Consider the following 25,572-nt stretch of genomic DNA (forward strand, 5'->3'; position numbering starts at 1 on the left):
AGATCGTTGGGCGGAACGTCACAGAACGAGCTTCGCCTTGTTCTCCATCAGCCGCGACAGCAGACCGTTGATGAAGGCCGGCGACTCGTCGGCCGACAGCTCCTTGGCGACCGCCACCGACTCGGCGATGGCGACACCGTCGGGGATGTCCTCGGCCCACAGCAGCTCATAGGCGCCCATCCGCAGGATGTTGCGGTCGACCACCGGCATGCGTTCCAGGGTCCAGCCGATCGCGTACTCGCTCAGCAGTTCGTCGATGCGCGGGCGGCGCTCGTCGACGGCCGCGGCGAGCCGCTCGGTGAACTCGTTGATGGGCGGCTCGGTCTGCGCGAGCCGCCGGGTGATGACATCGGCGACCGACACCCCCCGCAGCTCGGCCTCGTACATGACTTCGACCGCGCGCATGCGGGCTTTGCGTCGTGCACCGCTCATCAGTTGACGCGGCCCAGGTAATCGCCCGTACGGGTGTCGACCTTGAGGCGCTCGCCCGTGGAGATGAACAGCGGGACCTGGATGACGGCGCCGGTCTCCATGGTCGCGGGCTTGGTGCCGCCGGTGGAGCGGTCGCCCTGGAGCCCGGGGTCGGTCTGCGAGACGGTCAGCACCACGGCGGCGGGCAGCTCGATGTAAAGCGGGTTGCCCTCGTTCACGGCGACGGTGACCATGGCGCTCTCCAGCAGGAAGTCGCCGTTCTTGCCCACGACCTCGGTCGGGACGAAGAGCTGGTCGTAGGTCTGGGTGTCCATGAAGACGTAGGACTCGCCGTCGGCGTAGAGGTACTGCATCTCGCGCCGGTCGACGTTGGCGATCTCGACCTTGATGCCGGCGTTGAAGGTCTTGTCGACGACCTTGCCGGAGGTGACGTTCTTGAGCTTGGTGCGCACGAACGCGCCGCCCTTGCCCGGCTTGACGTGCTGGAACTCGACAACGCTCCAGAGTTCGCCATGGTCGAGCTTGAGGGTGATGCCGTTCTTCAGGTCGTTCGTCGTCGCCACGTCGGTCGTCTCTCCAGGTTCGGGCACAGGAAAAGCGGGGGTCCCCCTGCCGGAAGAGTCTAGTGGTTGGGCGGGCCGGATCGGGCCGGGCCAGGTCGCGGCCGGTCGGTGACCGGTCGGCGGCCGCCGCGGGCGCGGTCAGACCGCGACGGCCTCGTAGGCCCGCTCCAGCAGCGCGTCGGAGGGCCCGGCCAGGATCGCGGGCGACCCGATGGCGTCGAGGACGACGAAGCGCACGGTCGCGCCGCGCGCCTTCTTGTCGACCCGCATGCTCTCGCGGAGCCCCGGCCACGCCCCGCGCGCGTAGGTCACGGGCAGCCCGACCGACGTGAGCACCTCGCGGTGCGCCGCCGCAGCGGCGGCGTCGATGCGCCCGTCGAGGCGGGCGAGTTCGGCGGCGAACACCATGCCCACGGACACGGCGTAGCCGTGCCGGAACCGGTACGCCTCGGCCCGCTCGATGGCGTGGCCCAGCGTGTGGCCGTAGTTGAGGAACTCGCGCCGGCCGCTCTCGCGGAGGTCCTCGGAGACCACGGCGGCCTTGACCGCGATGGCGCGTTCGATGATCTCGCGCGTGTGCCGGCCCTCGGGCCGGACGGCGCCCTCGGGGTCGGCCCTGACCAGGTCGAGGATGACCGTGTCGGCGATGAACCCGGCCTTGATGACCTCGGCCAGGCCGCCGATGTAGTCGGCGGCGGGCAGGCCCGGCAGGGTCGCCAGGTCGCACAGCACCCCCGCGGGCGGGTGGAAGGCGCCGACCAGGTTCTTGCCCTCGGGCGTGTTGATGCCGGTCTTGCCGCCCACGGCGGCGTCGACCATGCCGAGGAGGGTGGTGGGCACCAGGACCGTGCGGACGCCGCGCAGCCAGGTGGCGCCGACGAACCCGGCGAGGTCGGTGGTCGCGCCGCCGCCGACGCCCACGACGGCGTCGCTGCGGGTGAACCCGGCCTGCCCCAGCCGCTCCCACAGACCCGCGGCGACGGACGCGGTCTTCGCGGCCTCGCCGTCGGGCACGGGCAGGGCCAGGACGCCGTGCCCGGCGTCCGCCAGCACCCGCTGGACCGGCCACGCGAGCTCGGCGAGCCCTTCGGGGTGGATGACCGCCACCTGGGCCGCCTGCTCCCCGACGAGCCCGGGCAGCTCGGCGAACACCCCGCTGCCGACGACGACGTCGTAGGGCGCGGCGGCGCCGCCCACCCCGATGCGCGTCGCGGTCACCGGCCGCCGCCCTGGAGGGCCTCCAGCGCGCCCACGATGGTGTCGACGACCTCTTCGGGGTGGTAGCCGCTGGTGGACACGGTGGTGGTCGCCAGCGACTCGTACACGGGCAGGCGCTCGTCGAGGAGCTTCTTCAGCCGGGCGCGCGGGTTGCCCATGAGCAGGGGCCGGGCCTGGTCGAAGCCGACGCGCTTGGCGGCGTCGGCGAACTCGACGTGCAGGTAGACGACGTGCAGCGCGGCGAGATCGGCGCGGGTCGCGTCGTCGAGGACGGATCCCCCGCCGAGGGACACCACGCCGCCGGCCCCGGCGAGCGCCTCGGCGACGACCGCGCGCTCGAGGGCGCGGAAGCCCTCCTCGCCGTCGTCGATGAAGATCTCGCCGATGGGCTTGCCGGCCCTGGCCTCGATCTCGTCGTCGGTGTCGGTGAACACCGTGCCGATGCGCTCGGCCAGGATCCGGCCGACCGTGGACTTGCCCGAGCCGGGCGAGCCGATGATGACCGCGATGGGTGCACTCACGTGCGACCGTCCTCTCCGGGGACGCGGAAGGCGGGTGTCCTGCTGTGCGGGTGCCGGCCCGCGGCGGTTCTCACGATAGTCCTCAGGTGATGGCGAGGGAGTCGACGTAGCCGCGGAGGTTGCGGGCGACCTCGGCGACGGAGTCGCCGCCGAACTTCTCGACCGCGGCCTCGGCGAGGACCAGCGCCACCATCGCCTCGGCGACCACACCGGCCGCGGGAACGGCGGTGACGTCGCTGCGCTGGTGGTGCGCCGGCGTGCTCGCCCCGGTCGTGACGTCGACGGTGTCGAGCGCGCGCGGCACGGTGGCGATGGGTTTCATGGCGGCGCGCACCCGCAGGGGCTCGCCGGTGGTCATGCCGCCTTCGACGCCGCCGGCGCGGTTGGTGCGGCGGCGCACGCCCTCGGGGCCGGGGTCGATCGCGTCGTGGGCCAGCGAACCGCGCCGCGCGGCGGTGCGGAAGCCGTCGCCGACCTCCACCCCCTTGATGGCCTGGATGCCCATGAGCGCCCCGGCGAGCCGGGCGTCGAGCCGGCGGTCCCAGTGCACGTGGCTGCCCAGGCCGGGCGGCAGCCCGTAGGCCAGGACCTCGACGACGCCGCCCAGGGTGTCGCCAGCCTTCTTGGTGTCGTCGACCTCGGCGACCATGCGGGCGCTGGTGTCGGCGTCGAAGCAACGCAGCGGGTCGGCGTCGATGCGGTCGAGGTCGCCCGGCTCGGGCAGGGTGCCGTCGGGGACGGCGACCTCCCCCATGGACACGACATGGCTGAGGATGTGGACGCCGAGCGCCTGGGCGCAGAAGCGGCGGGCGACCTCGCCGATGGCGACCCGCGCCGCGGTCTCGCGGGCGCTGGCGCGCTCGAGGACGGGGCGGGCTTCGTCGTGGCCGTACTTCTGCATGCCGACGAGGTCGGCGTGGCCGGGCCGGGGCCGGGTGAGCGGCGCGTTGCGCGCCACCCCGTCGAGGTCGGCCGCCGCAACGGGGTCGGCCGACATGACCTGCTCCCACTTGGGCCACTCGGAGTTGCCGACCTCGATCGCAACGGGGCCGCCCATGGTGGACCCGTGCCGGATTCCTCCGACGAGGGTGACCTGGTCCTGCTCGAACTTCATCCGGGCGCCACGGCCGTACCCGGCGCGACGGCGGCGCAACGCGGCGGAGATGTCGTCGGAGGCGACGGACACACCGGCCGGAAGGCCCTCCAGGATCGCGACGAGTGCCGGGCCGTGGGACTCCCCTGCGGTCAGCCAGCGCAACATGGGAACGATCTTCCCACGCCGGGGCGGGTGTCGGCGCCGCGGCCCCGACCGTTCGGGGCGCCGCTCAGCCGAACACCAGCGGACTGGGATCGCCCGCGAGGATCAAGATGAACGCGCCGATGAGCATGAACGGGCCGAACGGGATCGCGCTCTTGCGGGTGGCCTTGCCCACGGCGATGAGACCCAGCCCGATCACCGCCGACGCCAGGAACGCCAGGAAGGTGCCCGACACCGGGGCGCCGAGCGTCTCCCAGCCGAGGTAGAGGCCGAGCAGTCCGGCCATCTTGACGTCGCCCCAGCCCATGCCGGCCGGGTAGATGAACCACAGCACGAAGTAGAAGACGCTCAGGCCGACGAGGCCGATGAGGCCGTCGACCAGCGAGTCCGTCGCGCCGGGCGTGGTGAGCGCCGCGCCGCCGAGGAGCACCAGGGCGATGGGGTAGCCGGGGAACACCAGCAGGTTGGGCAGCCGCTTCACGCGGGCGTCGACCACGCCGAGCAGGACCGCCCACACCGCCAGGAAGCAGAACGCGGCGAGTTCCAGCGGCGACCGGTCGCCTCCGGTGAGCACGACCGCCGCCGCCAGCACACCGGCCAGGACGGGCACGGAGGCAGGGGCGCGCACCGCTGCCGCGCACGCGGGGCACCGCCCGGCCAGGACGAACCGCGCGGGCAGCGGCGCCCAGCGCGACCAGGCGACCTCGGCGCGGCACTCGGGGCAGGACGGCGGGGGCGGCGGCGGAGGCCCGGCGTCCGGGTTCTCGGGGTCATCGGGGGGATAGGGGTGGAACAGCGGCACGACCCGCCCGGCGAGCACCCCGATTCCGGCGCACGTGAGCGCGAGGAGCGCGGCGAGCAGCAACTGGGGGATCGTCGGCATGGTCGAGAAGTGTAGGGGACGCCCACGGGCCCGGCGAGTGCGGTGCGCGGGCCCCGGGGGTCAGCCGCGGCGGGCCAGGCGGGGGCGGCCCGCCGCACCGGCCGGTCAGCCGCGGCGGGCCCGAACGACCGCGCTCAACTCGACCCCGCCCGGCAGGACGTGGGCGAGATCGGCGGCGAGCCGCTCGGCGACGCGGCGGATCGACGCGTCGTCGCGGGTCTCCATCTCCAACCGGACTCCGATGTCGGCCTGCTGGGAGTCGTGGATGCGCACGCGCTCGATACCGGCCTCGGTGTGGGTGATGCGGTAGATCATCGCGAGGACCTGGGGGTCCTCTTTGGGTTCGGGGATCGCGCCGTGCTGGGCGAGGCTGGTGAGGAACCGCCCCTGGATCGGGTACGTGACGGGGCCGGCGACGTCGACGACGAGTGCCTCGGCGCCGTCGTCGACGGCGGCGCGGCACGCGTCGACCGCGGTGTAGGGGACGGGCCGTGCGTCGGCGCGCCACAGCTTGACGGTGTCGACGCTGGTGAAGGCGAGCACGCCGCGGCGGCCGTCCTTGCCGGTCATGACCGGCATTCCGACCTCGCTGTGCTTTTCCCGCCGCAGGCCGTCGGCGCCCTCCTCGACCTCGGTCGCCACCGCCGCGACCGGGATCAGCAGCCGCGAGGAGCCGATGGCGCTGAGCACCTGGCGCTCGCCGGTGCCGCCGGCGGAGAAGGAGTCGAGCGCCGCGCGCACCGCGGGGTCGGCGCCGCCGTCGTCGTCGCGGAACCCTTGGGCGCCGATGATCTGTCGTCCCGTCACGTGACGCGACTCTACTTCGTCGCGGAGGCGCCCAGGGTGCGTACGGCGGTTCCGCCCGCCCCGCCTGACGCGGGCCGGAAGCCGATCGGGGTACCGGTCCGGCCGGTAGTGCCCGGGACGCGCTTCGGCTGCCTCCCCGGCCGGTACCGGCGCGGGCCCGGCACTCCGACAACCGGTTAGCCGGGATCGGCGCGCAGGGACTCCTGGAGCCGATCGAGGATCGCGGCGAGGCGGTCGGCGTCCTCGGGGCCGAGCCGGTCGAACATCAGGGCCCGGACCTGGGCGACGTGGTCGGGCGCCGCCTCGCGCAGGGAGCGTTCGCCCTTGGGGGTGAGGATCGCCCAGGAGCCGCGCCGGTCCTCCTCGCAGGGCTCGCGGCGGACGTAGCCGTCGCGTTCGAGCCTGCCGATCTGGTGGGTGAGGCGGCTCCTCGACACGATGACGATGTCGGCGAGTTCGCTCATCCGCAGCCGCCGCCCGGCCGCCTCGGACAGGTGCACGAGGATGCCGTACTCGATGAGCGACAGGCCGTTGCCGCGGCGCAGGTCGCGGTCGAGGGACTCCTGGATCAGCGAGTTCACCCGCAGAAATGCCCGCCACGTGCGCTGTTCCCGGGCGCTCAGCCAATCCGACCTGCTCATGACCTGATTTTAACTTGCGTTGCGTGGACGAATCTGCAAGTATCTTCCTAGAAAGAAGTTTCCTAGAATGGGGCAATCATGGCAGATCACCAGCTCACACCCGGCATCTGGACAATCGACCAGGTCCACTCCGAGATCGGCTTCACCGTGCGCCACATGATGGTGAGCAAGGTGCGCGGGCGGTTCGAGAAGTTCGACGCGACGCTGAACGTCTCCCATGACCCGTTCCAGTCCTCCGCCAGCGCCACCATCGACGCCCGGTCGATCAACACCGACAACCAGCAGCGCGACGACCACGTGCGGTCCGCCGACTTCTTCGACGTCGACAGCAACCCGGAGTTCACCTTCGTCTCCACCGGCGCCGTGCAGAAGGGCGACGACTTCGTCGTCACCGGCGACCTGTCGATCAAGGGCAACACCCGCCCCATCGAACTGGCCGTCGAGTTCAACGGCACCACCCGCGACCCCTACGGCCTGCTCCGCGCCGGCTTCCACGCCGAGACCGAGATCAGCCGCAAGGAGTTCGGCGTCGACATCGAGATGCCGATGGACGGCGGCGGCGTCGTCGTGGGCGACAAGATCAAGATCGAGATCGACGCGGAGTTCACCCTTCAGGAGAACTGACGATCGGGCCCCGATCGCGGCCGCCTAGCATCGGGGGCGCCGGCGCAGCCGCGCCGGCGCCCCCTTCGCGCATCCCGAGGAGCCCAGCCCCGTGCCGGCACAACCGTTCAGCCCCGAAGTCGTCAGCGCCGTCACCGCGCACATGAACGGCGACCACCCCGAGGACACCCTGGTGATCTGCCGCGCGTTCGGCGGGCGCCGCGACGCCACGGCGGCCCGCATGGTCGGCCTCGACGCCGAGGGCGGCGACTACCTGGTCACGGCCGACGGCGCCGAGGAGCCGCTGCGCGTCCCGTGGTCGTACCGGCTGACCGAGCGCGCCGAGATCCGCCGCGAGGTGGTCCGGCTGTACCGCGAGGGCTGCGCGGTCCTTGGCCTCGAACCCCGGTAGCGGCGGCCCGTACCCCTGGACTCTCAGCGGCCTCCGCGCCGTTCCTTCCGCTTCGGGCGCCTCGGAATGGCGGGAACGGCACGGAGGCCGGCCGCCGAGGTGGACCGAAAGTCCACCCCCTAAGGGAAATACCGGGCTCGGGGCGCCGCCGCCGCGGCGGCGGCTCGCCTACCCTGGGCGGTGACACGCCCGCGAGCCCACGAAGGAACGCCGCACCAGACGATGGCCACACCCGAACCGTCAGACCCCGCAGCCCCCACGACCCAGATCGAGGCAGGCCGCACACGCTGGGTGACCCGGATCCTGCGCCCCGGCGAGCCCGCGGCCGCCGCGGCGCCCGCCGCCGCGCCGTCGTCCGATGCCGAGCCCACGGCCGTGCGGCCCGCCGCCGCGCCGCGGACCCGCCGCCTGGGCGCACCGCGCGGCGACGCCGGGGGGCGCAAGCCCGCCCGCAAAGGGGTCCGGCTGCCCGGCGCGGTGAACCGGATGATCTCGCGCGCGGTCACGGGTCCCGCCGCCGAGCTCGACTACGCGGTCCCCGCGGAGCTCCGCCGCTCCTACGAGGTCGTCGACCACATCGGGTCGGGCGGCGAGGCGGTGGTCTACCTCGCCCATCCCACCGGCGACGCCGACCGCAGCATCGCCCTGAAGATCTACCGCCCCGGGCACGACATCAACCGCGAGCTGCTCGACCGGCTGCGGGCGCGCGGCGCGGCCGACCCGCACACGCCGGCCATCCACGGCTACGGGTACGCGGGGAGCGTGTGGGGCGAGCAGATCGCGTGGGAGGCCCAGGAGTACTTCGCCGCCGGTTCGCTGCGCGCGGTCATGGACGACGCACCGCTGCCCGAGGAGCGGGCCCGCGCCGTGGTCGGCGCCGTGGCCGAGTGCCTCCGGCACTGGCAGGAGACCCTCCAGCACAACCACACCGACGTCAAGCCCGAGAACCTGCTGGTCCGCGGGCTCGATCCGCCGGTGTTCGCCCTGACCGACTTCGGCGGCGCGGTGCGGGCGACCATGAGCCGGGTCTACGGCGGTTTGGCGATCACCGAGGACTACGCCGCTCCGGAGGTCGTGGAGGGCCGCCGCGAGGCCGCGGCCGCGTGGTGGTCGCTGGGGATCATGGTGCACGAGCTCACGACCGGGCGGCGGCCCGCGCGCGGTGAGAACTGGCTCAGCGCGCGCAGCACCGAGATCGACGTGTCCGCCATCACCGACGACCGGTGGCGGCTGCTGGCGCGCGGGCTGCTGACCCCCGTCCCCAGTGCGCGCTGGGGCTATGAGCAGGTCCGGCAGTGGCTCGCCGGTGAACGGCCCGAGGTGGTCAAGCCGCGCAGGCACGCCCCGATCCTGTTCGCCGACGTCAACCACGAGGACCCGCCGAGCCTCGCGTTCGACCTGCTCGACCGCTCCGACAAGGGCGAGGTGTGGCTGCGCACGCACTGGCCGTCGCTGCGCACCTGGCTCGACCGCGAGGTGAACGACTACACCTTCGACCGCGCCTACCTCACCTCGCTCGCCGAGCACCCCGAACGGGCGCACCTCGCCATCAGCGCGCTGGCGGCCCGGTTCGTCCCGGGGATGCCGCCCCGGTACCGCGGCCACGAGGTCAGCGCCGAGGGGGTGTTGGCCATGGCGACCGGCGAGAGCAGCCGGTTCGCGGTGCTGCGCGAGGCCGTCGAGATGGGCGCGCTGTCGCTGGCGGCCCGGCACTTCTGCGATCACCCGGAGTGCCGCGCCCAGGGCACCAACCGGTGCGCGCTGCTCGAACGCGTGCAGCACGAGGTGCCGCTCATCGTCGACCGCACCCGGTCGACGGTCGAGGGGCTCGGCCAGCCGAACCCGGCCGGGCTCACCCCGCCGGAGCCCCACGAGTGGGACGCCGCGTGGGCGCACGCGGCGGAGCTCGTCCTCGACCCGGAGGCCCCGTCCCGGTACCGGCGCCGGTTGCGCGCGCAGTCCTGGCACCCGGCCCAGCGCAGCGACGCGCCGCGTTCGCCGTGGTGGCGCGAGCAGCGCACCACGGCGGTGCGCGGCGACGACGGCACCGTCGCGACGAACGCCGCCTTCGTCACGGCGGTCCTGATGCTCCCGAGCGCCACCCGCGCCGGCGGGGCGCAGCGCGAACGCGACCGGTTGAACGGCAAGGTCCGCCGCCAGGCGCTGCTCGACCGCGCCCGGCAGCAGGTCGGCCGCTCCACCGGCTCAGGCGAGGGTGCGCGCGAGAACCGGGAGCTCGACCCCGCCGCGCGCGCCGCCCGGGTCGAGCGCGGCATGCGGCAGATCCGCCGCGCCATGGGCTCGGGCCGGTGCCGCCGCTTCGCGTACCCCGCGGCGCTGCTGGGCGTGCTCGACGGTGTCGGCGGGCTGCTGTACCCGGCCGGCGGCTACTACACCGATGTGGCCTTCACCGGCGACTCCATCGAGGGCGTGCGCGCGTTCAGCGGCGCCGCGCCCGTCGACGCGGTCTCGACGGCGGCCTCGGCGGTGCTGTCGCTGCTGCCGGGCGGGGTGGCGCTCATGTGGGGCTTCCCGCTGCTGCTCGCCATCGCGCTGGTGCTGCTCGGCCGAACGGCGGCGAACCAGCAGCGCAAGGCCCGCACCCAGCTCATCTCCTACCGGCTCGCCCTCGCGGGTTCGGCGCTAATGGCGGTGCGCCTGCTGGCGAGCGGGCTGTTCCTGCTGTGCATGGGAGTGCTGATCCCCTTGGACCTCCTGCTGAGCTGACCGCAGGGTCGGCGGACCGGTCGGCGGCGGGCGCCGGCGGGCCCCGGACACGGTCGCGATCAGCGGGGAGCCGCCGGAGTAGGATCTGCGGGTGAGCGATGCGATCGAACTGACGGCCGGGCACTACCGCGCCGTGGTCCACCCGTACGGTGCCGCGCTGTGCGCATTGGAGTACGCGGGGCGCGACCTCGTCTGGGGCTACGATCCCGGCGGGGCCCCCGCCTTCTCCCAGGGGCAGTTGCTGCTGCCGTGGCCCAACCGGATCGCCGACGGCCGCTACACCTTCGGCGGCGCCGAACACCGCCTGCCCCTCAACGAGCCGCAGCGGCACAACGCCATCCACGGGCTGGTCTCCGACCGCATGTGGCGCACCGTCGACGCCGGGCCGGCCGCGGCCCGGTTCACCGTCGGCATCGACGCGCCCGCCGGGTACCCGTTCCAGGTCGAGTGCACGGCCGCGTACGCGCTCGACCCCGAGCAGGGGCTCACCCTGGCCCTCGGGGGGCGCAACACCGGCGCAGTGCCCGCGCCGTTCGGCGCGGGCAGCCACTTCTACCTCACGGTCGGCCAGGTGCTCGACCACACGGTGCTCCGGCTCCCGGCGGGGCGGCGCCTGCCGGTCGACGAGCGGCGGCTGCTTCCCACGGGGGCGCCGGTGCCGGTCGCGCATCCCGGCGACGACTTCCGCGACCCCCGGCCCCTGGGGGCCGCGTCCTTCGACACCGCGTTCACGGACCTGCGCCGCGGCGCCGACGGCGCGGCGTGGACGGTGCTGTCGGGCGGCGGGCACGCGGTGGGCCTGTGGGCCGACGCCGCCTACCCCTGGTTGCAGGTGTTCAGCTCCGACCCGATCGAGCCGCACCGCGGCCAGCTCGCCGTCGAACCCATGACCTGCCCGCCCAACGCGTTCGCGTCGGGGATCGACCTGATCACGCTGGAGCCGGGCGGTTCGGTGTCGGCCCGGTTGGGCGTCCGCGACGTCGCACCGCTCACTCCGACCCGTTGAGCAGCTCCCGCAGGCGCGCCAGGTCATCCGCCGTGTCGATGTCGTCGGCCGCCGCGATCCCGTCGCACGGCACCTCGGTCACGTCGGGGTGGGACCGCAGGAACGGGCGGGCGCCGACGTCGCCCTCCGCCATGGCGCGCACGGCGGGCCAGTGCTCGCGGCCCAATAGCACCGGGTTGCGCACGGCGCCGTTGTAGGTGGCGGCGGCCACGCGGGCGCCGTCGGCGTGTGCGGCGCGGAGGCGGCGCACGGCCTCGGCGGACACCAGCGGCTGGTCGGCGAGCGCGACGACCACCGCGTCGGGCCCGTCCGCCGCGCCGTCGAGGGCCTCCAGGCCCGCCCGAAGCGAGGACCCCATGCCGCTGCGCCAGTCGGGATTGCGCACGATCCGCGCGTCGGGCACTGCGGTGTCGGCGGCGCCCAGCACGACCAGGACCGGCGCGCAGCCGCCCGCGCGGAGCAGCCGCGCGCCGCGGCGGGCCAGCGTCTCCCCGCCGAGTTCGATGACGGCCTTGGGGCGGCCCAGCCGGGCCCCCTCCCCCGCTGCGAGCAGCAGCCCGGCGACAACGCGCGCGCTCACCGGTCGTGCTGCTCGCCGGAGGTGAACCCGTGGCCGCTCCAGTCGACACGGGAGTCGCTGAATCCGCCGGTGCTCCAGTCGTGCGGCTGGTCCCGGGGGGAGCCGTCGGCGTGCTCGTCGCCGGGATCGGTGCCGTCGGTGCCGCCGGTGCCTTCGGGGCCGGGACTCCCGGGGCCGGTGCGGTCGCGGCCCGCGTCCGGCTCGGAGGGCCGCGCGGGCTCCGCGCGGCGCGGCGCGCCGGGGCCGTCGTAGCGGCGCCGGCCCTCGTCGGCGAGCCCGTCGGCGGGGTCGGGCGCGCCCTTGACCTCCTCGTCGATGAGCTTCGCCGCCTGGTCGTCCACGCTCGTGGTCAGGGGACCCGCGTTGTGGGGCTGGCCCTGGATGAGCGCCGCGGCCTGCTCGTCGATGGTCGCCGTCATAGGCGAGCCGCCCTGGTCGACCTCGACGGTCTGCGGGGCGTGGGTGCCCTTCTCCTCGGGAGTGAACTCCTCACGGGCGGGGTCGGCGTGGCCGCTGCGGAAGAACTTCTTCGGCTTCTTGGTCCACTGCACGAGCGCCCAGGTCCCGAAAATCCCGAACGCCAGTATCAGTAGTCCCGTGACCACCAGGAACTGCACCATCGTCGCCCTCTCGCCGTGTCGCGCGGTCGCGCCCCTTTACGTGATCATTGCCCTCAGGACGGCGGCGGCAACATCTCAGCCCCGGGAATCGCCCTTCTCGCCGGGCTCGTCGGGCTCGTCGGGCTCGCCGGCCGGAGGGCGCTGCGGGAGGAACCCGCCTTCGGGGATGTCGGCCTCCGGCAGCCGCTTCGACGGTTTGGGGACCTGGCGGAGGAAGCCGCCCGGCGGTTCGGGTGGCGGCGGCGCGTAGTCGTCCTTGGTGCCCGGCGGCGGTCCGTAGGGGCTTTCGGACGGCGGCCGGCCGATGCCCTCGCCGATCTCGCCGGGCGCCACGTTCTGCGAGGGGTGGCTCTCGTCCACGATGGTCTCGGGCTCCTGACCGGCGTTCTCGTCGGCGTAGAGGTCGGAATGCCCCGTGCGGCCCCGCTCGGAGTCGCCGATGCCGCCGCGGAAGACGCGCCGCGGCTGGTTGATCATCGTGATCCGGAACCAGAGGAACGACACCACCCCCACGACCAGGAGCACGGCGAGGACTCCGAACCACGGCGACATAGCGGTCTCCCGTCGCAGGGGCCGCGCCCCGCGCGCGGCCGGATCCCCCGACGCCTATAACACCACCGGGCAGGGGCGCTGTCAGTACCGGAGTGCGATCCGGTGCAATGGTGCGCACCCGAAACGCCGTGCAGCGCACGGCCGAATTCAGCGGGTCAGGCTCATCCCCAGCGGCTCGGAGTGGATCCGGCCGTCCGTCTCGTGCAGCGGGCGGCCCGTGCCGCCCCACCGGGTCTGGATCAGCTCGGCGGCGATGGACACCGCGGTCTCCTCGGGCGTGCGCGCCCCCAGGTCCAGGCCGATGGGCGAGCGCAGCCGCGCCAGCCGGTCCTCGGAGACCCCCGACTCGCGCAGCCGCGCCATGCGGTCGTCGTGGGTGCGGCGGCTCCCCATGGCGCCGATGTAGCCGGCCGGGGTCGCGAGCGCGGCCTTGAGCACGGGCACGTCGAACTTCGGGTCGTGGGTGAGGACGCAGATCGCGGTCCGCTCGTCGACCTCCGGCGCGACCTCGGCGAGGAACACGTGCGGCCACTTCACCACCACCTCGTCGGCTTTGGGGAAGCGCTTGGCCGTGGCGAACACCGGGCGGGCGTCGCACACGGTCACCCGGTAGCCGAGGTAGGCGCCGACGTCGGCCACCGCTGCGGCGAAGTCGATGGCGCCGAACACCAGCATGCGGGGCGCCGGCGCGAAGGACTGGACGAACACCTCCAGCTCGTCGCCGCGCCGCTGGCCGTCGGCGCCGTAGCGCAGGATGCCGGTGCGGCCTTGGGCGAGCATGCCGCGCGCGTCGTCGGCGACCGCCTGGTTCAGCCGCTCGCCCCCGAGGTCGCCGTCGGCGCGGTCGGGCCGGATGACCGCGCGGCGGCCCAGGTGCGGGCCCGAGGCGACGGTGGCGACGGCGACCGGCCGGTGCGCGTCGACATCGGCGATGACCTCGCCCAGGTCCGGGTGCGTGGTCGGGTCGACGGGCTCCACGAGGATGTGCAGGGTGCCGCCGCAGGTCAGGCCGACCGCGAAGGCGTCGTCGTCGCTCACCCCGTAGGTCTCGCGCACGGCCGTGCCGGTGCCGATGACCTCCTGGGCCAGTTCGTAGACGGCGCCTTCGACGCACCCGCCGGACACGCTGCCGATGACCTCGCCCGAGGCGCTGACGGCCATGGCGGCGCCGGCCTCGCGCGGCGCACTGTGGTAGGTGTCGATGACGGTCGCGATCGCGAACGTCTCGCCGCTGCGGTACAGACCGGCGACGCCGGTGCGGATGTCACGCACGGGATCCTCCCCTTTCGGTGGGTACTCGCCGCGGCGCCGGTCGGCCCCGGGGTCCGGTGCCGCCGATGACGGTGGCCAGGTCCTCCAGCGCGCCCAGGCTGTGCCCGGACACGAAGTCGTCGATGTGCGGCAGCGCGGCCCGCATCCCGCCCGTGATGGGCTGGAACCCGGGCTGGGCCTTGTGCGGGTTGACCCACACCACCCGGTACGCGAGCCGGTGCAGGCGCGCCATCTGCGCGCCGAGCAGGGCGCAGTCGCCGCGCTCCCAGCCGTCGGACGCCACGACCACGAGGGCGCCGCGCGCCATGCCGCGCTGCCCGTGCAGGTCGAGGAACTCCTTGAGTTCGGCGCCCAGCCGGGTGCCGCCGCTCCAGTCGGGAATGGCGGCGCCCGCCGCCCGCAGCGCGGCGTCGGCGTCGCGCCGGGCGAGTTCCCTGGTGACGCGGGTGAGCCGGGTCCCGGCGCTGAACACCTCGGTCTGCCCGGGATGCCCGCGCACCACGGCGTGGGCGAGCCGCAGCAGGGCGTCGGCGTAGGGCTCCATGGAGCCGCTGACGTCGACCAGCAGCACGACGCGGCGCGGCCGCGCCACCCGGCGCCTGCGCGGCAGGTGGAACGCCTCGCCGCCCTGCCGCAGGGTGGCGCGCACCGTGCGGGAGAGGTCCAGCCGGCCGCGGTGCGCCGGCCGGGTGCGCCGGGTCCGCCGGTAGGGGCGGCGCACGCTGATGAGCGACAGCAGCCGGGCGACCTCGGCGCGCTCCTCGGCGCTCAGGGCCGCGATGTCGCGGGAGCGCAGGACCTCGGTGTCGGCGGCCGCGCCGAGCAGGTCGGGGTCGCCGCCGGCGTCGCCGCCATCAGCGGGCCACTGCGCGGGGCGCGCGGCAGGGACGGGCGCGCCGCGCCGGCCGGGGCGCGGCGGCGGCCCGCCGAAGTACAGGGCGAAGCACGCGTCGTAGCGGGGCAGGTCGGCGCGCGCGGAGCAGAGCGTGAGGCGGCCCGCCCAGTAGACCGACGCGGGGTCGGCGGGGTCGAGGTCGCGCAGCGCGCGCAGGAACGCCTGCCCGCTGCCCGTCCCCGCGGGGACCCCGGCGGCGCGCAGGGAACGGACGAAGCCCAGCATCGTCTCCGTCGCGTCGCGCCCCGCCGTGCCCGCCATCGGCGCCGCCTCAGCCCCGGTGCCCGTTGAACAGCGCGGCGAGGGAGCCGCGCACGGCCTCGTGGTCCTCGTGGTGCTTCACCAGGGCGCCGAGCGTGCGGGCGGCGGTGTCGGGGTCGACGTCGCGGGCGCCGATCGCGAGCAGCGCGGCGGTCCAGTCGATGGTCTCGGCGACACCGGGCGGTTTGAGCAGGTCGACACCTCCCGACGCGGGGTCGCGCAGCCGCTGGGCCGCCGCTGCCACGGCGCGGACCAGATGCTCGGTGGCGTCGGGGACGCGGCGGCGGATGATGGCGACCTCGCGGTCGAACCCCGGGTGCGGCATCCAGTGGTAGAGGCAGCGGCGCTTGAGCGCGTCGTGGACCTCGCGCGTGCGGTTGGACGTGAGAACCACGACCGGTGGCACCTCGGCGCGCACCGTGCCCACCTCGGGGATGGAGATGGCGAAGTCGGAGAGGAACTCCAGCAGGAACGCCTCGAACTCGTCGTCGGCGCGGTCGATCTCGTCGATGAGCAGGACGCTGCGCGCCGCCCCGCCGCCCTCCAGCGCGGTGAGCAGCGGGCGGGCCAGCAGGAACCGGCGGTCGTACAGCCCCGCCTCCAGTTCGGCGACGCCCGCGGCACCGGCGGCCTGCGCGGCGCGCAGGTGCAGCAGCTGCCGCGGGTGGTCCCAGTCGTAGAGCGCCTGCGCGGAGTCGATCCCCTCGTAGCACTGCAAGCGGATCAGCGGCCCGCCGAGTACGGCCGCCACCGCCTTGGCGAGTTCGGTCTTGCCGACACCGGCGTCGCCTTCGAGGAACAGGGGGCGACGCATCCGCAGGGCGAGGAAGCACGCGGTGGCCGCGCCGTCGTCGGCGAGGTAGTCGTGCCCGTCGAGCAGGGTGCTCAGCTCGTCCGGTGTGGCGGCGGTCTCGACCGCCCCGATGGCGCCGCTCATGGTGCCGATGCCCCCCATCGTCGTCACATGCAGGCTACGCGTGCGCGGCCCGACGAGGAGGGCCCGGAACCTCCGAAGATCCGGTGCGGTCCTCGTGGCCGCGTACATACCCACCATGGTCGCGCATGCCGCCGCCGCGCGGCTTCGCGGAGCCGCGCGGCGGTCGGTGCGGGCCGCATGGCGGCCGTGCCGGTATCGGGGGTTTGCCGGATTAGTTGACGATGAGCGCGTACAGCGCGATGACGACCAGGATCGTCCAGACGAGCAGGGCGACCCGGTCGACGCCGCGGTGGCGCCGCTGCTGCCGAGTCTTCGTGTCCATAACCGGTATGACGCCGACAACACCCGCCGGGTTTCGAATTCGGGGCCGAATTCTCGCGGCGCGGTGCGCGCGCCGCGAATTCCGGCGGCCGCGGCGCGGTCAGGTGGCGCGCGGCGGCTCCTCGGCCTCGCCCCGCTCGTGCACCATCGCGCGGAACGCGGCGAGCTGCGCCGCGGCGAGCTTGCCGTCGTTGCTCTGGATGCCCATGGCGCCCACCGTGGTGCCGTCGGCGAGGTCGATCGTCGGCCACGGCTCGCCCACGGGCATCCGCACGTCGATGATCTCGGCCCACTCCAGTACGTAGGTGCGGATGCAGTTGACCACGGTGACCCGCCCCTCGGCGGCGATCACCTTGGGCCGCGCGAGCACGCCGAGCACGGCGACGCCGACCACGCCGAACAGCACCATGGACGCGCGGTCCTGCGCCTTCCACTCGGGGGGCAGGATCACCGCGAGCACCAGCATGGCGCCCATCAGGACCGCGGCGAGGCCCCAGGCGACGTAGCGGAGCGTCCGCGGCCGCCACACGGTCGTCGGACGGGGGGTTGCACGGTCGTCCACTCCGTCGTCCACGACGCCCTCGCTCTTCGGCACTTCTCGCCATCCTCCCGGGTCGGTCGGCCGCGGCTCACGACACGCGCAGATTGCCGGAGTCGCGGATGCGCGCCAGGACGAGTGCGGTGTCGAGGGCGGCGTACACCGCCTCGGCCCCCTTGTCCTCGGTGCTGCCGGGCAGGCCGGACCGGGCGCGCGCCTGCTCAAGGGTGTCACAGGTGAGAACGCCGTTGGCAACGGGGCTGGACTCGCGCAGGGCCACCTCGGTCAGGCCCGCGGTGAGGGACTGGCACACGTACTCGAAGTGCGGGGTGCCGCCCCGGATGACCGCGCCCAGTGCCACGACGGCGTGGTGGTTGCGGGCCAGTTCCTGCGCCACGACGGGGAGTTCCACGGCCCCGGCGACGCGGACCACGGTGGGCTCGGCGACCCCGCAGTCGGCCGCCATGGCCAGGGCGCGTTCCAGCAGGGAGTCGACGATCTCGGCGTTCCACCGGGTGGCGACGATCCCCAGGGTGAGGTCCGCCGCGTCGACGGTGCGCGGTTCGGGGCGTCCGGTTCCACTCATGGGTGCTGTGTCCGTTCACGGTTCGGTGCGGGGCGGGCGGCGGTCATGTCAGGACGGCGACCCCGGGCAGGTCGTGCCCCATGCGGTCCCGCTTGGTCTGGAGGTAGTGCAGGTTGTCGGGTGTGACTGCGGCGGGCATGGCGACCCGCTCGGTGACGGCGATGCCGCCGCGCGCGATGTCGGTCGCCTTCCCGGGATTATTGCTGAGGAGCCGGAGCGAACCGACCCCCAGGTCCGCGAGGACCGCCGCGCCCGCGGTGAAGTCGCGCGCATCGGCGGGCAGGCCCAGCCGGAGGTTGGCGTCGACGGTGTCGGCCCCGGCGTCCTGCAACTGGTAGGCGCGCAGCTTGTGCAGCAGGCCGATGCCGCGCCCCTCGTGCCCGCGCAGGTACACCACGACGCCGCGGCCCTCCTCGGCGATCGCCGCCATGGCCGCGTCGAGTTGGCTGCCGCAGTCGCAGCGCCGCGACCCGAACGCGTCGCCGGTCAGGCACTCGGAGTGCAGCCGGACGAGGACGTCGGTGCCGTCGCCGAGGTCGCCGAAGACCAGGGCGAGGTGCTCGGCGCCGTTCGCGCGCTCCCGGTAACCGACGGCGCGCCACCGCCCGTACCCGTTGGGCAGGGTCGTCTCGACGACCCGCTCCACCGGCGCGGGCTCCGGGACGAGGACGGGCGCGGGTGCGGGTTCCGGGGCGGGAACGGGGCCGGGCGCGGGCTCCGGCGCGGGCGCCGCGAGCCGCTGCGCGAGCGCCTCGATCGAGACCAGGCACAGCCCGTGGGTGTCGGCGAACGCGCGCAGCTCGGGCAGCCGCGCCATCGTGCCGTCGTCGTTGACGACCTCGGCGAGGACCCCGGCCGGGCGCAGCCCCGCGAGGCGGGCGAGGTCGATGGCGGCCTCGGTGTGCCCGCGGCGCTCCAACACCCCGCCGGGCCGGGCGCGCAGCGGCAGCACGTGGCCGGGCCGCACGAAGTCCGCCGCCGCGGTGGCCGGGGCGGCGAGGAGCCGGACGGTGTGCGCCCGGTCGGCGGCGGAGATGCCGGTGGAGACGCCGTCGCGGGCGTCGACCGTCACCGTGTAGGCGGTGCGCAGGCTCTCCTCGTTGCGCTCCACCATCGGCGGCAGGCCGAGCCGGTCGCAGTCGGCGCCGGGCAGCGGCACGCACACGACGCCCGACGTGTGGCGGATGGTGAACGCGAGCAGCTCCGGCGTCGCCGCCTCGGCGGCGAAGATGATGTCGCCCTCGTTCTCGCGGTCCTCGTCGTCGACCACGATGACCGGCCGTCCCGCGGCGATGGCGGCGACCGCGTCGCCGACGTCGTCCAGGACGATGGCGTCGGGGTTGGTGTCCGTCATGTGCGCACCTCCGGGATCCGTGCCGCGTCCATGGCACGGTATTGGCGCATCCAGTCGCGGATGCCGATGATCGCGAGAACGAAGAACACCGCGTAGACCGCGCCGGTGACCCACAGGCCCGCCATGAACGCCAGCGGCACGCCCACGAGGTCCACCACGATCCACACGAACCAGAAGTCGACCAGGGCGCGGGACTGCCCGAACGTGGCGACCGCGCTGCCGACGAAGATGAACGCGTCGGGCCACGGCGCCCACGACATGCCCGTGTAGTCGAACAGCAGCGCCATGGCGACGGTGCCGCCCAGCAGCAGCCCGGCGAGCAGGGCGCGCTCGCGCGGGGTCGCCGGTCGCACGGGCAGCGCAGCACCGTCGCGGGTGCCCTTGATCCAGCGGTACCAGCCGTAGGCCACCAGCGCGAGGAACATGACCTGCTTCAGGGCGTTTCCGGTGAGGCCGGCGTCGATGGACACCGCGAACAGCAGCACCGAGCCGGTCAGCTGGACCGGCCAGGTCCACAGGCTGCGCCGCACCGCCAGCGCGACGGTGCCCAGCGCCGCGAGGTTGCCGATGAGGTCGGCCCACCGGATGTTCTCGCCGAACAGGGTGAACCCGGCGTTGGCCCATTCCAGCCACCACACGCCCGCGCCGCCCATCACAGGGCCCCGGTGGGGGCGCCGGTCAGCCGCTCGACGTACTTGGCGATCACGTCGACCTCCAGGTTGACGGGGTCGCCGACCTGCTTGGTGCCCAGCGTCGTCGCCTTGAGGGTGGTGGGGATGAGGCCGATGCCGAAGGAGCCGTCGGCGGCGTCCGCGGCGTCGGCGACGTCGGTGACGGTGAGGCTCACCCCGTCGACGGCGATGGAGCCCTTCTCGGCGACGTAGCGCGCCAGCGCGGCGGGCAGCGAGATGCGCACCTCGTCCCAGGCCGTTCCGGGCGTGCGCTCCAGCAGGGTCGCCGTGCCGTCGGCGTGGCCCTGGACGATGTGCCCGCCCAGCCGGTCGGCGGCGCGCACCGCCTGTTCGAGGTTGACCGGGGCGCCGGCGGTCAGCGCGCCGAGCGCGGAGCGGTGCAGGGTCTCGCGCATGACGTCGGCGCTGAAGTCGCCGTCCGCTGCGTCGGTGACGGTCAGGCAGACGCCGTTGACGGCGACGGAGTCGCCGTGGCGGACCTCGGCGCTGACAGCGGGTGCGTGGACGGTGAGCCGGGCGGCGTCGCCCGCGTCGGCCCCGACGGGCGTGATCGCGACGACCGCGCCGAGTTCCTCGATGATCCCGGTGAACATTGAAAGAGCCATCCCTTGACAGGTATGGCTCCGGGGTTACACGTGTGCAGCAATCTGCCGTAGGGGCCGGGACGGCGCGGCGCCGCGGACGGCCCCCTTGCACGAGGGCCCACCGGTCCCACGCGCGCTGCCTCCCATCCGGACTTTCACCGTCGGTACCGGAATTCCACCGGTTCAACCGGCCGATGGATTCGGCCGGGTCGCGGACTGTCACCGCCGGTTCGGACTTTCACCGACCCCGGAGCACGCGTGCGTGTACTTCTACTCGAACAGTGTGCCACCCGCCCGTGTTCCCGATCAGAGCGGGGTATCCCGATCCGGACCGGCCAGGGCCGGGGCCGGATCCTCAGCTGCTCACTTACAGGGCCGGTCCGCCCGCGATCGAGGGAGCCCTTCACCGGGCGGCGGCCTCGGCCTGGGCGCGGAGGGCGGTGACGGCGGCGGCGGGGTTCTCGGCGCCGTAGACCGAGGAGCCCGCGACGAACACGTCGGCGCCGGCCTCGGCGCAGCGCTCGATGGTCTCGGCGCTCACCCCGCCGTCGACCTGCAAGCGCACCGACACCCCGCTGCCGTCGATGAGGGCGCGGGTGCGGCGGATCTTGGGCAGCACCATGTCGAGGAACTTCTGCCCGCCGAACCCCGGTTCGACGGTCATCAGCAGCAGCATGTCGACCTCGCCGATGAGGTCGGTGTAGCCCTCGACGGGGGTCGCCGGGTTCAGCGCGAGCCCCGCGCGGGCGCCCTGGGCGCGGATCTCCCGCAGGGTCCGCACCGGCGAGCGGGCCGCTTCGGCGTGGATCGTGACGCTGCCGGCGCCCGCCTCGGCGTAGCCCGGCGCCCAGCGGTCGGGGTCCTCGATCATCAGGTGGCAGTCCAGCGGCAGCGCGGCGGACTTGTGCAGCGCCGCGACGATGGGCAGGCCGAGGGTGAGGTTGGGCACGAAATGGTTGTCCATGACGTCGACGTGCAGCCAGTCGGCCGTGTCGGCGACCGCGGCGGCTTCGTCGGCGAGGTGCGCGAAGTCGGCGGCGAGGATGCTGGGAGAGATCTGTTGGGCCACGGTCCGCAGTGTAGAACGGCCGCCCCGCGCCCGTGCTGGTCAGCCTCCCGGCGGCACGCGTGTCAGCGCTTGCGCAGCAGCGCGAGGAACATCGCGTCGGTGCCGTGGCGGTGCGGCCAGAACTGGACGAACCTCCCCTCGGGGCCCGCTGCGAGGTCGGGGACCTCGGGCAGGGTGTCGGCGGCGCGCAGCACCTCGACGTCGTCGCGGCCCGCGAGGACCTCGCCGACCAGCCCGGAGGTCTCGGGCAGGTACGGCGAGCAGGTGACATATGCCACGACCCCGCCCGGGCGGGCGGCGTCGAGCGCCCGGTCGAGCAGATCCCGCTGCATCGGGGCGAGCGCCGCCGCGGTCTCGGGCGTGCGCCGCCAACGCGACTCGGGGCGGCGGCGCAGCGCCCCCAGTCCGGTGCACGGCGCGTCGAGCAGCACCCGGTCGAACGCGCCGGGACGCCACGCCGGCCGGGTGGAGTCGGCGACGACGGTGCGCGCGGAGTCGCGCACCGACCGCTCGACCGCCCCCGCGACGAGCCGCGCCCTGGTGGGCTGCACTTCGGCCGCCAGCAGCCGGGCGCCGTTCTGCCCGGCGACCCCGGCGAGCAGCGCGGCCTTGCCGCCCGGTCCGGCGCACATGTCGAGCCAGCGGGAGTCGGCCCCTTCGACCGGGACGCGGGTGAGGGCGAGCGCGACGAGCTGGCTGGCCTCGTCCTGCACGGCGGCGCGGCGCTGGCGGACCTCGCGCAGCCCAGCGGGGTCGCCCTCGGGCAGGTGCGCGCCGTAGGGCGAGTAGCGTGCCCGCTCGGCCCCCGCCTCGACCAGGTCGGCGACCGATGCTCGGCCCGGCTTGGCGACCAGCGTCACCCGCGGTCGCTCGTTGTGCGCGGCCAGCAGGGCGGTGGTGTCCGCGAGCCCGCCGCCCGGGTCCTCCCCCAGCGCCTCGGCGAGCGCCCGGACCACCCAGCGCGGGTGGCTGTGCACCACCGCCGCGTGCCCCACGGGGTCGGCCTCGCGGGCGGGTGCCACGATGGCGAGCCATTCGTCCGCGTCGCGGGCGCTGACCTTGCGCAGGACGGCGTTCGCGAAGCGCGCCCTGTGGTGCCCGACCACCCGCCGCGCGATGTCGACCGTCGCGCTCACCGCGGCGTGCGGCGGGATGCCGGTCGACAGCAGCTGGTGCGCGCCCAGCCGCAGCACCGGCACGACCTCGCTGTCGACCGACTTCAGGGAGCGGTCCACGCAGGCGTCCAGGATGGCGTCGTAGGTCCCCTGCCGGCGCAGCGTCCCGTAGGTGAGCTCCGTGGCGAGCGCGGCGTCGCGGCCGCTCACACCCCGTTCCCGCAGCATCGACGGCAGCAGCAGGTTCGCGTAGGCGTCGCGCTCCTCGACGGCGCGCAGGACGTCGTAGGCGATCCGCCGGGCCGGGTCCTTGGGGCCCGGCGGCGGCCCGCTGGGTCCGCGGCGCGGAGAGCGGTAGGGGGAGCGGGAGCGTTCGGACACGGAGGATCAGCCTTCAGCAGGTGGGCGGGACGGGTTACCGGGCGCGGCGGCAGTGGACGGGCGACGCACCCGACCGCTGCGGGAACGCCTGCTGCCGAGGTTAGAGGGTTTGCCGACCCCCGCTGCGCGGCTTCGCGGAGATCGCACGGCGGGGCCGGCGGGTCGGGCCGGGAAACCGCACCGCGCGGGTCCGACGGGCGGCGCCCGGAGAACCGCACGGCAGCGGACGGGAGATCAGTCGCCGCCCAGGCGCTCGTCGTCGCCGGGGCGGACGCCGCGCGCCCACTCCGGGGCGTCCATGCTGCGCTTGCCCTGGGGCTGAACCGCACCGAGGCGCACCGGCGTGGTCGCCGTGCCCACCAGCACCTCGTGCTTGGCGACCGACAGCCGCCCCGGGGGCAGCGCCGGGGCCTCCGGCGCGGGGACCACCGGCCCCAGCTTGACCCGGGCGCCGCGGAACGTGGTCCAGGCCCCCGGCGCGGGCGTGCAGGCCCGCACCAGGCGGTCCACCCGCATGGCGGGGGTGTGGAAGTCGACCTCGGAGTCGGCGGGGGTGAGCTTGGGCGCGTACGACATCCCGTCGGACTCCTGCGGGCGGGCGGCGAGCGTCCCCGCGTCGATGCCGTCGAGGGTGCGGGCCAGGAGGTCGGCGCCGGAGCGGGAGAGCCGCTCCAGGAGGTCGCCGCTGGTGTCGTGCGGCCCGATGGGCTCGGTGAGCATGCCGAACACCGGGCCGGAGTCGAGCCCCGCCTCGATCTGGAACGTCGCGGCGCCGGTGACGTCGTCGCCGTGCAGGACGGCGTGCTGCACCGGTGCGGCGCCGCGCCAGGCCGGGAGCAGCGAGAAGTGCAGGTTGACCCACCCCTTCGGCGGGACGTCGAGGGCGTCCTGGCGGAGCAGCGCGCCGTAGGCCACCACGGGGCAGCAGTCGGGGGCGATGGCGCGCAGTTCGTCGAGGAACACCGGGTCGTCGGCCTTCTCCGGCTTGAGCACCCGGACCCCGGCCTCGGCGGCGACCTCGGCGACCGGGCTCGCAGCGACCTTGCGCCCGCGTCCCGCCGTTGCGTCGGGCCGGGTGACGACCGCGGCGACGTCGTGCCCGGAGTCGAGCAGCACCCGCAGCGAGGGAACCGCCGCCCCGGGTGTTCCGGCGAAGACCAACTTCATGACGCGCCCCCAGCATTCGTTCCCGACCCCGCGACGGCCCTCCCGGGCCCGTGACAGTTTAGGTGCCGACCGCCCGCCCCGCGCCCGCTTTCCCGGCCCGGGCCGCCGCGCCGCTGCCTCCGGAGGCGGCAGCAGCCGACCCGGCCCCACCACCCGGTAGCCCGGCGGGGCCGCCCGCCCGGCGGGTGCGGTCAGGCGAGGGCGGTGCGGGCCGCCTCGGCGGCGCGGGGGTCGGGGTGGAAGTCGGCGACGAGGCGCAGGGCGTGCCGCCGCTCGGGGTGCGCGCCGTTCGGGAGGCCCACGATCAGGTCGATGTCGCGGCGGGTGAGCAGCCGGTCCACGCGGCGGATGAAGTCCTGCGGCCCGTGGCGGCCGGCCGCGGCGAGGAGCTGGTCGATCAGCAGCCACCCCAGGTCGGCGTCTGCCAGCGGCCGCCCCGGCGGCAGGCCGCGGTCGGTGAGCCAGGCGCAGCAGTGGCGCCACATCAGGGGGTCGGCCAGGCCGGCGCGCACCGCGGGCTCGGCAGCGGGGCCGAGGAGGCGCAGCAGGTCGGCCGCCGCGCCCCGGCGCGCGAACCCGCCCGCGCCCGCGGCCGTGAGCAGGGCGGCCGCCGCGTCGTGCTGCGACCGGCGCCCCAGCCACGCGCGGAACTCGGCGAAGCGCTCGTTCTCGGGGTAGGCCGCCACCGCGTCGAGCAGCGCCGCCGGGGAGGCGTTGGCGTAGCCGCCGAGCACGGGCGCGCTGATCCCCGCGCCGTTGAGTTCGCGGTTCACGGCCCACCGGCCCAGCGGGGTGAGTTCGATCCGCCCGCCGCGGTGCAGAGTGAGCGACCTGTGGTGGGCGAGCTGGGCGAGCGCGCCGTGGACGGCGGACTCCACGACCGCGCGCAGCCGGGTGTGCTCGTGAACGGGGGTGTCGCCCTCCTCCAGGACCTCGACGGCCAGCCGCGCCACCTCTGGCTCGACCTGCGCCGGGGAGTCGCCCTGGTAGAGGCCGAACAGCAGCGCCGCGAGGACCCGCTCGGCGACGGTACGCCCCTCACCCTCGATGTCGGCGGGGTACTCGGCGAGCTCGGTGATGGCGACGTGCACACCGAGCCAGTGCTGGAGCACCGCCGCGTCGGTGTCGCCGAGGTCGGCGGCCTCGTCGCGGGTCATGCCGTCGGGACCGCGGCGGGTGCGCAGCACACCGGAGGCGTAGGCCAGCGCCCAGATGCCGGACGCCACGGACACCGGGGGCCCGGCCCTGTCGGAGTCGCGCACCCGGGCGGCGAGGTCGACCAGGTCGGCGAGGACCCCGGAGTCGCGCGCCGCACCGGCGAGCTCGGGTTCGCCGGGCAGCCGCACCGGGCGCAGCGCGGGAGGGGCGGTACCGGACCGGGGCGCGGCGTCCACGGCCGCGTCGACCAGTCGGTGCACCGCGCCGGTGCCGTCGGACGGCCGCCATTCGGCGGGCGCGAACCGGGCCGCGGCGCCGCCGTCTCCCAGGTGGTCCACAGCCATGGTGTCGGGTGCCTCTCGTCCTTCGGTGCCGCGTGCCACGTCGTGCGTCCCCTATCAAACAGCGTGACACGGATC

Annotated in this window: 27 protein-coding genes and 1 riboswitch; of the genes, 4 read left to right on the top strand and 23 right to left on the bottom strand. The window is 74.6% G+C overall.

Annotation, left to right across the window (positions count from 1 at the left end; all coding sequences use genetic code 11):
* Nucleotides 1–18 precede the first annotated feature (18 nt).
* The 8 genes from nusB to CLV63_RS15430 all read right to left on the bottom strand — a co-directional run bounded on the left by nusB (nt 19) and on the right by CLV63_RS15430 (nt 6,323).
* A complete protein-coding gene (nusB, locus tag CLV63_RS15395; protein ID WP_106583714.1) occupies nt 19–432 on the bottom strand; it encodes a transcription antitermination factor NusB in 414 nt (137 codons plus the stop codon).
* Nucleotides 432–995, bottom strand: a complete 564-nt coding sequence (gene efp, locus CLV63_RS15400) for an elongation factor P (protein WP_106583715.1) — start codon at nt 993–995, stop codon at nt 432–434. Before efp ends, nusB begins: the two co-directional genes overlap by 1 nt.
* A gap of 138 nt (nt 996–1,133) precedes the next feature.
* Nucleotides 1,134–2,213, bottom strand: coding sequence for a 3-dehydroquinate synthase (aroB, locus tag CLV63_RS15405; protein WP_106583716.1), 1,080 nt, complete (start codon nt 2,211–2,213; stop codon nt 1,134–1,136).
* Nucleotides 2,210–2,734 (bottom strand): shikimate kinase, encoded by a 525-nt coding sequence (locus CLV63_RS15410; RefSeq protein ID WP_106583717.1) that lies wholly within the window; start codon nt 2,732–2,734, stop codon nt 2,210–2,212. Before CLV63_RS15410 ends, aroB begins: the two co-directional genes overlap by 4 nt.
* Nucleotides 2,735–2,816: 82 nt before the next feature.
* Nucleotides 2,817–3,995, bottom strand: a complete 1,179-nt coding sequence (gene aroC / locus CLV63_RS15415) for a chorismate synthase (RefSeq protein WP_106583718.1) — start codon at nt 3,993–3,995, stop codon at nt 2,817–2,819.
* Nucleotides 3,996–4,059: 64 nt separating this feature from the next.
* The gene (locus CLV63_RS15420; protein WP_106583719.1) at nt 4,060–4,875 is read right to left on the bottom strand and encodes a prepilin peptidase; all 816 of its coding nucleotides are present in this window, start codon (nt 4,873–4,875) and stop codon (nt 4,060–4,062) included.
* A 105-nt stretch (nt 4,876–4,980) separates the two neighbouring features.
* Nucleotides 4,981–5,682 (bottom strand): SseB family protein, encoded by a 702-nt coding sequence (locus CLV63_RS15425; RefSeq protein ID WP_106583720.1) that lies wholly within the window; start codon nt 5,680–5,682, stop codon nt 4,981–4,983.
* 176 nt (nt 5,683–5,858) lie between these two features.
* Nucleotides 5,859–6,323: a MarR family winged helix-turn-helix transcriptional regulator gene (locus CLV63_RS15430; RefSeq protein ID WP_106583721.1), complete on the bottom strand. Its 465-nt coding sequence runs from the start codon at nt 6,321–6,323 to the stop codon at nt 5,859–5,861.
* Nucleotides 6,324–6,401: 78 nt separating this feature from the next.
* Between CLV63_RS15430 and CLV63_RS15435 the strand changes: the two genes are divergently transcribed.
* The 4 genes from CLV63_RS15435 to CLV63_RS15450 all read left to right on the top strand — a co-directional run bounded on the left by CLV63_RS15435 (nt 6,402) and on the right by CLV63_RS15450 (nt 11,071).
* Nucleotides 6,402–6,947, top strand: a complete 546-nt coding sequence (locus CLV63_RS15435) for a YceI family protein (protein ID WP_106583722.1) — start codon at nt 6,402–6,404, stop codon at nt 6,945–6,947.
* 91 nt (nt 6,948–7,038) lie between these two features.
* A complete protein-coding gene (locus CLV63_RS15440; protein WP_245928838.1) occupies nt 7,039–7,338 on the top strand; it encodes a DUF2470 domain-containing protein in 300 nt (99 codons plus the stop codon).
* Nucleotides 7,339–7,560: 222 nt separating this feature from the next.
* Nucleotides 7,561–10,065, top strand: a complete 2,505-nt coding sequence (locus CLV63_RS15445; RefSeq protein ID WP_106583723.1) for a protein kinase domain-containing protein — start codon at nt 7,561–7,563, stop codon at nt 10,063–10,065.
* Between the two features lie 91 nt (nt 10,066–10,156).
* A complete protein-coding gene (locus tag CLV63_RS15450; RefSeq protein ID WP_106583724.1) occupies nt 10,157–11,071 on the top strand; it encodes an aldose 1-epimerase family protein in 915 nt (304 codons plus the stop codon).
* On the opposite strand, the gene CLV63_RS15455 is transcribed toward CLV63_RS15450, so the two are convergent.
* The 15 genes from CLV63_RS15455 to CLV63_RS15525 form a co-directional block, all read right to left on the bottom strand.
* On the bottom strand, nt 11,055–11,651 hold the full coding sequence (locus tag CLV63_RS15455; protein WP_106583725.1) for a nucleotidyltransferase family protein: 597 nt from the start codon (nt 11,649–11,651) through the stop codon (nt 11,055–11,057). The genes CLV63_RS15450 and CLV63_RS15455 overlap by 17 nt on opposite strands.
* Nucleotides 11,648–12,271 (bottom strand): hypothetical protein, encoded by a 624-nt coding sequence (locus tag CLV63_RS15460; RefSeq protein WP_106583726.1) that lies wholly within the window; start codon nt 12,269–12,271, stop codon nt 11,648–11,650. Before CLV63_RS15460 ends, CLV63_RS15455 begins: the two co-directional genes overlap by 4 nt.
* 75 nt (nt 12,272–12,346) lie before the next feature.
* On the bottom strand, nt 12,347–12,823 hold the full coding sequence (locus tag CLV63_RS15465) for a hypothetical protein (RefSeq protein ID WP_106583727.1): 477 nt from the start codon (nt 12,821–12,823) through the stop codon (nt 12,347–12,349).
* A 147-nt stretch (nt 12,824–12,970) separates the two neighbouring features.
* Complete coding sequence (locus tag CLV63_RS15470; RefSeq protein WP_106583728.1) at nt 12,971–14,095, bottom strand: XdhC family protein; 1,125 nt, start codon at nt 14,093–14,095, stop codon at nt 12,971–12,973.
* Entirely contained in the window at nt 14,088–15,251 is a 1,164-nt protein-coding gene (locus CLV63_RS15475) for a vWA domain-containing protein (protein ID WP_245928839.1), read from the bottom strand. The genes CLV63_RS15470 and CLV63_RS15475 overlap by 8 nt, the downstream gene beginning before the upstream one ends.
* A 10-nt stretch (nt 15,252–15,261) precedes the next feature.
* Nucleotides 15,262–16,206 carry an AAA family ATPase gene (locus CLV63_RS15480; RefSeq protein WP_245928843.1) on the bottom strand — a complete coding sequence of 315 codons (945 nt, stop codon included), beginning with the start codon at nt 16,204–16,206 and terminating at the stop codon, nt 15,262–15,264.
* A gap of 403 nt (nt 16,207–16,609) precedes the next feature.
* Nucleotides 16,610–17,104, bottom strand: a complete 495-nt coding sequence (locus tag CLV63_RS15485; protein ID WP_394339780.1) for a PH domain-containing protein — start codon at nt 17,102–17,104, stop codon at nt 16,610–16,612.
* 34 nt (nt 17,105–17,138) lie between these two features.
* The gene (gene ribH / locus CLV63_RS15490; protein ID WP_106583729.1) at nt 17,139–17,633 is read right to left on the bottom strand and encodes a 6,7-dimethyl-8-ribityllumazine synthase; all 495 of its coding nucleotides are present in this window, start codon (nt 17,631–17,633) and stop codon (nt 17,139–17,141) included.
* Nucleotides 17,634–17,676: 43 nt separating this feature from the next.
* Nucleotides 17,677–18,987, bottom strand: coding sequence for a GTP cyclohydrolase II (gene ribA / locus CLV63_RS15495; RefSeq protein WP_106583730.1), 1,311 nt, complete (start codon nt 18,985–18,987; stop codon nt 17,677–17,679).
* A complete protein-coding gene (gene pnuC, locus CLV63_RS15500; RefSeq protein ID WP_106583731.1) occupies nt 18,984–19,640 on the bottom strand; it encodes a nicotinamide riboside transporter PnuC in 657 nt (218 codons plus the stop codon). Before pnuC ends, ribA begins: the two co-directional genes overlap by 4 nt.
* Nucleotides 19,640–20,272, bottom strand: a complete 633-nt coding sequence (locus CLV63_RS15505; protein ID WP_106583732.1) for a riboflavin synthase — start codon at nt 20,270–20,272, stop codon at nt 19,640–19,642. The genes pnuC and CLV63_RS15505 overlap by 1 nt, the downstream gene beginning before the upstream one ends.
* A gap of 120 nt (nt 20,273–20,392) precedes the next feature.
* Nucleotides 20,393–20,523, bottom strand: a riboswitch (FMN riboswitch).
* 143 nt (nt 20,524–20,666) lie between these two features.
* Complete coding sequence (rpe, locus tag CLV63_RS15510) at nt 20,667–21,332, bottom strand: ribulose-phosphate 3-epimerase (RefSeq protein ID WP_106583733.1); 666 nt, start codon at nt 21,330–21,332, stop codon at nt 20,667–20,669.
* A 62-nt stretch (nt 21,333–21,394) separates the two neighbouring features.
* Nucleotides 21,395–22,828, bottom strand: a complete 1,434-nt coding sequence (locus tag CLV63_RS15515; RefSeq protein ID WP_106583734.1) for an RsmB/NOP family class I SAM-dependent RNA methyltransferase — start codon at nt 22,826–22,828, stop codon at nt 21,395–21,397.
* A 234-nt stretch (nt 22,829–23,062) separates the two neighbouring features.
* Nucleotides 23,063–23,995 (bottom strand): methionyl-tRNA formyltransferase, encoded by a 933-nt coding sequence (fmt, locus tag CLV63_RS15520; RefSeq protein WP_106583735.1) that lies wholly within the window; start codon nt 23,993–23,995, stop codon nt 23,063–23,065.
* A 191-nt stretch (nt 23,996–24,186) separates the two neighbouring features.
* A complete protein-coding gene (locus CLV63_RS15525) occupies nt 24,187–25,497 on the bottom strand; it encodes a hypothetical protein (RefSeq protein ID WP_106583736.1) in 1,311 nt (436 codons plus the stop codon).
* Between the last annotated feature and the right edge of the window lie 75 nt (nt 25,498–25,572).

The sequence above is a fragment of the Murinocardiopsis flavida genome (assembly GCF_003014485.1).
GTDB classification, from domain to species: domain Bacteria; phylum Actinomycetota; class Actinomycetes; order Streptosporangiales; family Streptosporangiaceae; genus Murinocardiopsis; species Murinocardiopsis flavida.

Excerpts from the sequence above, each read along its gene's own strand:
- nusB (WP_106583714.1), bottom strand. The coding sequence starts at position 432 with ATGAGCGGTGCACGACGCAAAGCCCGCATGCGCGCGGTCGAAGTCATG.
- aroC (WP_106583718.1), bottom strand. The coding sequence starts at position 3,995 with ATGTTGCGCTGGCTGACCGCAGGGGAGTCCCACGGCCCGGCACTCGTC.
- CLV63_RS15420 (WP_106583719.1), bottom strand. The coding sequence starts at position 4,875 with ATGCCGACGATCCCCCAGTTGCTGCTCGCCGCGCTCCTCGCGCTCACG.
- CLV63_RS15430 (WP_106583721.1), bottom strand. The coding sequence starts at position 6,323 with ATGAGCAGGTCGGATTGGCTGAGCGCCCGGGAACAGCGCACGTGGCGG.
- CLV63_RS15435 (WP_106583722.1), top strand. The coding sequence starts at position 6,402 with ATGGCAGATCACCAGCTCACACCCGGCATCTGGACAATCGACCAGGTC.
- CLV63_RS15445 (WP_106583723.1), top strand. The coding sequence starts at position 7,561 with ATGGCCACACCCGAACCGTCAGACCCCGCAGCCCCCACGACCCAGATC.
- CLV63_RS15460 (WP_106583726.1), bottom strand. The coding sequence starts at position 12,271 with ATGGTGCAGTTCCTGGTGGTCACGGGACTACTGATACTGGCGTTCGGG.
- CLV63_RS15465 (WP_106583727.1), bottom strand. The coding sequence starts at position 12,823 with ATGTCGCCGTGGTTCGGAGTCCTCGCCGTGCTCCTGGTCGTGGGGGTG.
- CLV63_RS15475 (WP_245928839.1), bottom strand. The coding sequence starts at position 15,251 with ATGGCGGGCACGGCGGGGCGCGACGCGACGGAGACGATGCTGGGCTTC.
- CLV63_RS15480 (WP_245928843.1), bottom strand. The coding sequence starts at position 16,206 with ATGGGGGGCATCGGCACCATGAGCGGCGCCATCGGGGCGGTCGAGACC.
- ribH (WP_106583729.1), bottom strand. The coding sequence starts at position 17,633 with ATGAGTGGAACCGGACGCCCCGAACCGCGCACCGTCGACGCGGCGGAC.
- ribA (WP_106583730.1), bottom strand. The coding sequence starts at position 18,987 with ATGACGGACACCAACCCCGACGCCATCGTCCTGGACGACGTCGGCGAC.
- pnuC (WP_106583731.1), bottom strand. The coding sequence starts at position 19,640 with ATGGGCGGCGCGGGCGTGTGGTGGCTGGAATGGGCCAACGCCGGGTTC.
- CLV63_RS15505 (WP_106583732.1), bottom strand. The coding sequence starts at position 20,272 with ATGTTCACCGGGATCATCGAGGAACTCGGCGCGGTCGTCGCGATCACG.
- fmt (WP_106583735.1), bottom strand. The coding sequence starts at position 23,995 with ATGAAGTTGGTCTTCGCCGGAACACCCGGGGCGGCGGTTCCCTCGCTG.
- CLV63_RS15525 (WP_106583736.1), bottom strand. The coding sequence starts at position 25,497 with ATGGCTGTGGACCACCTGGGAGACGGCGGCGCCGCGGCCCGGTTCGCG.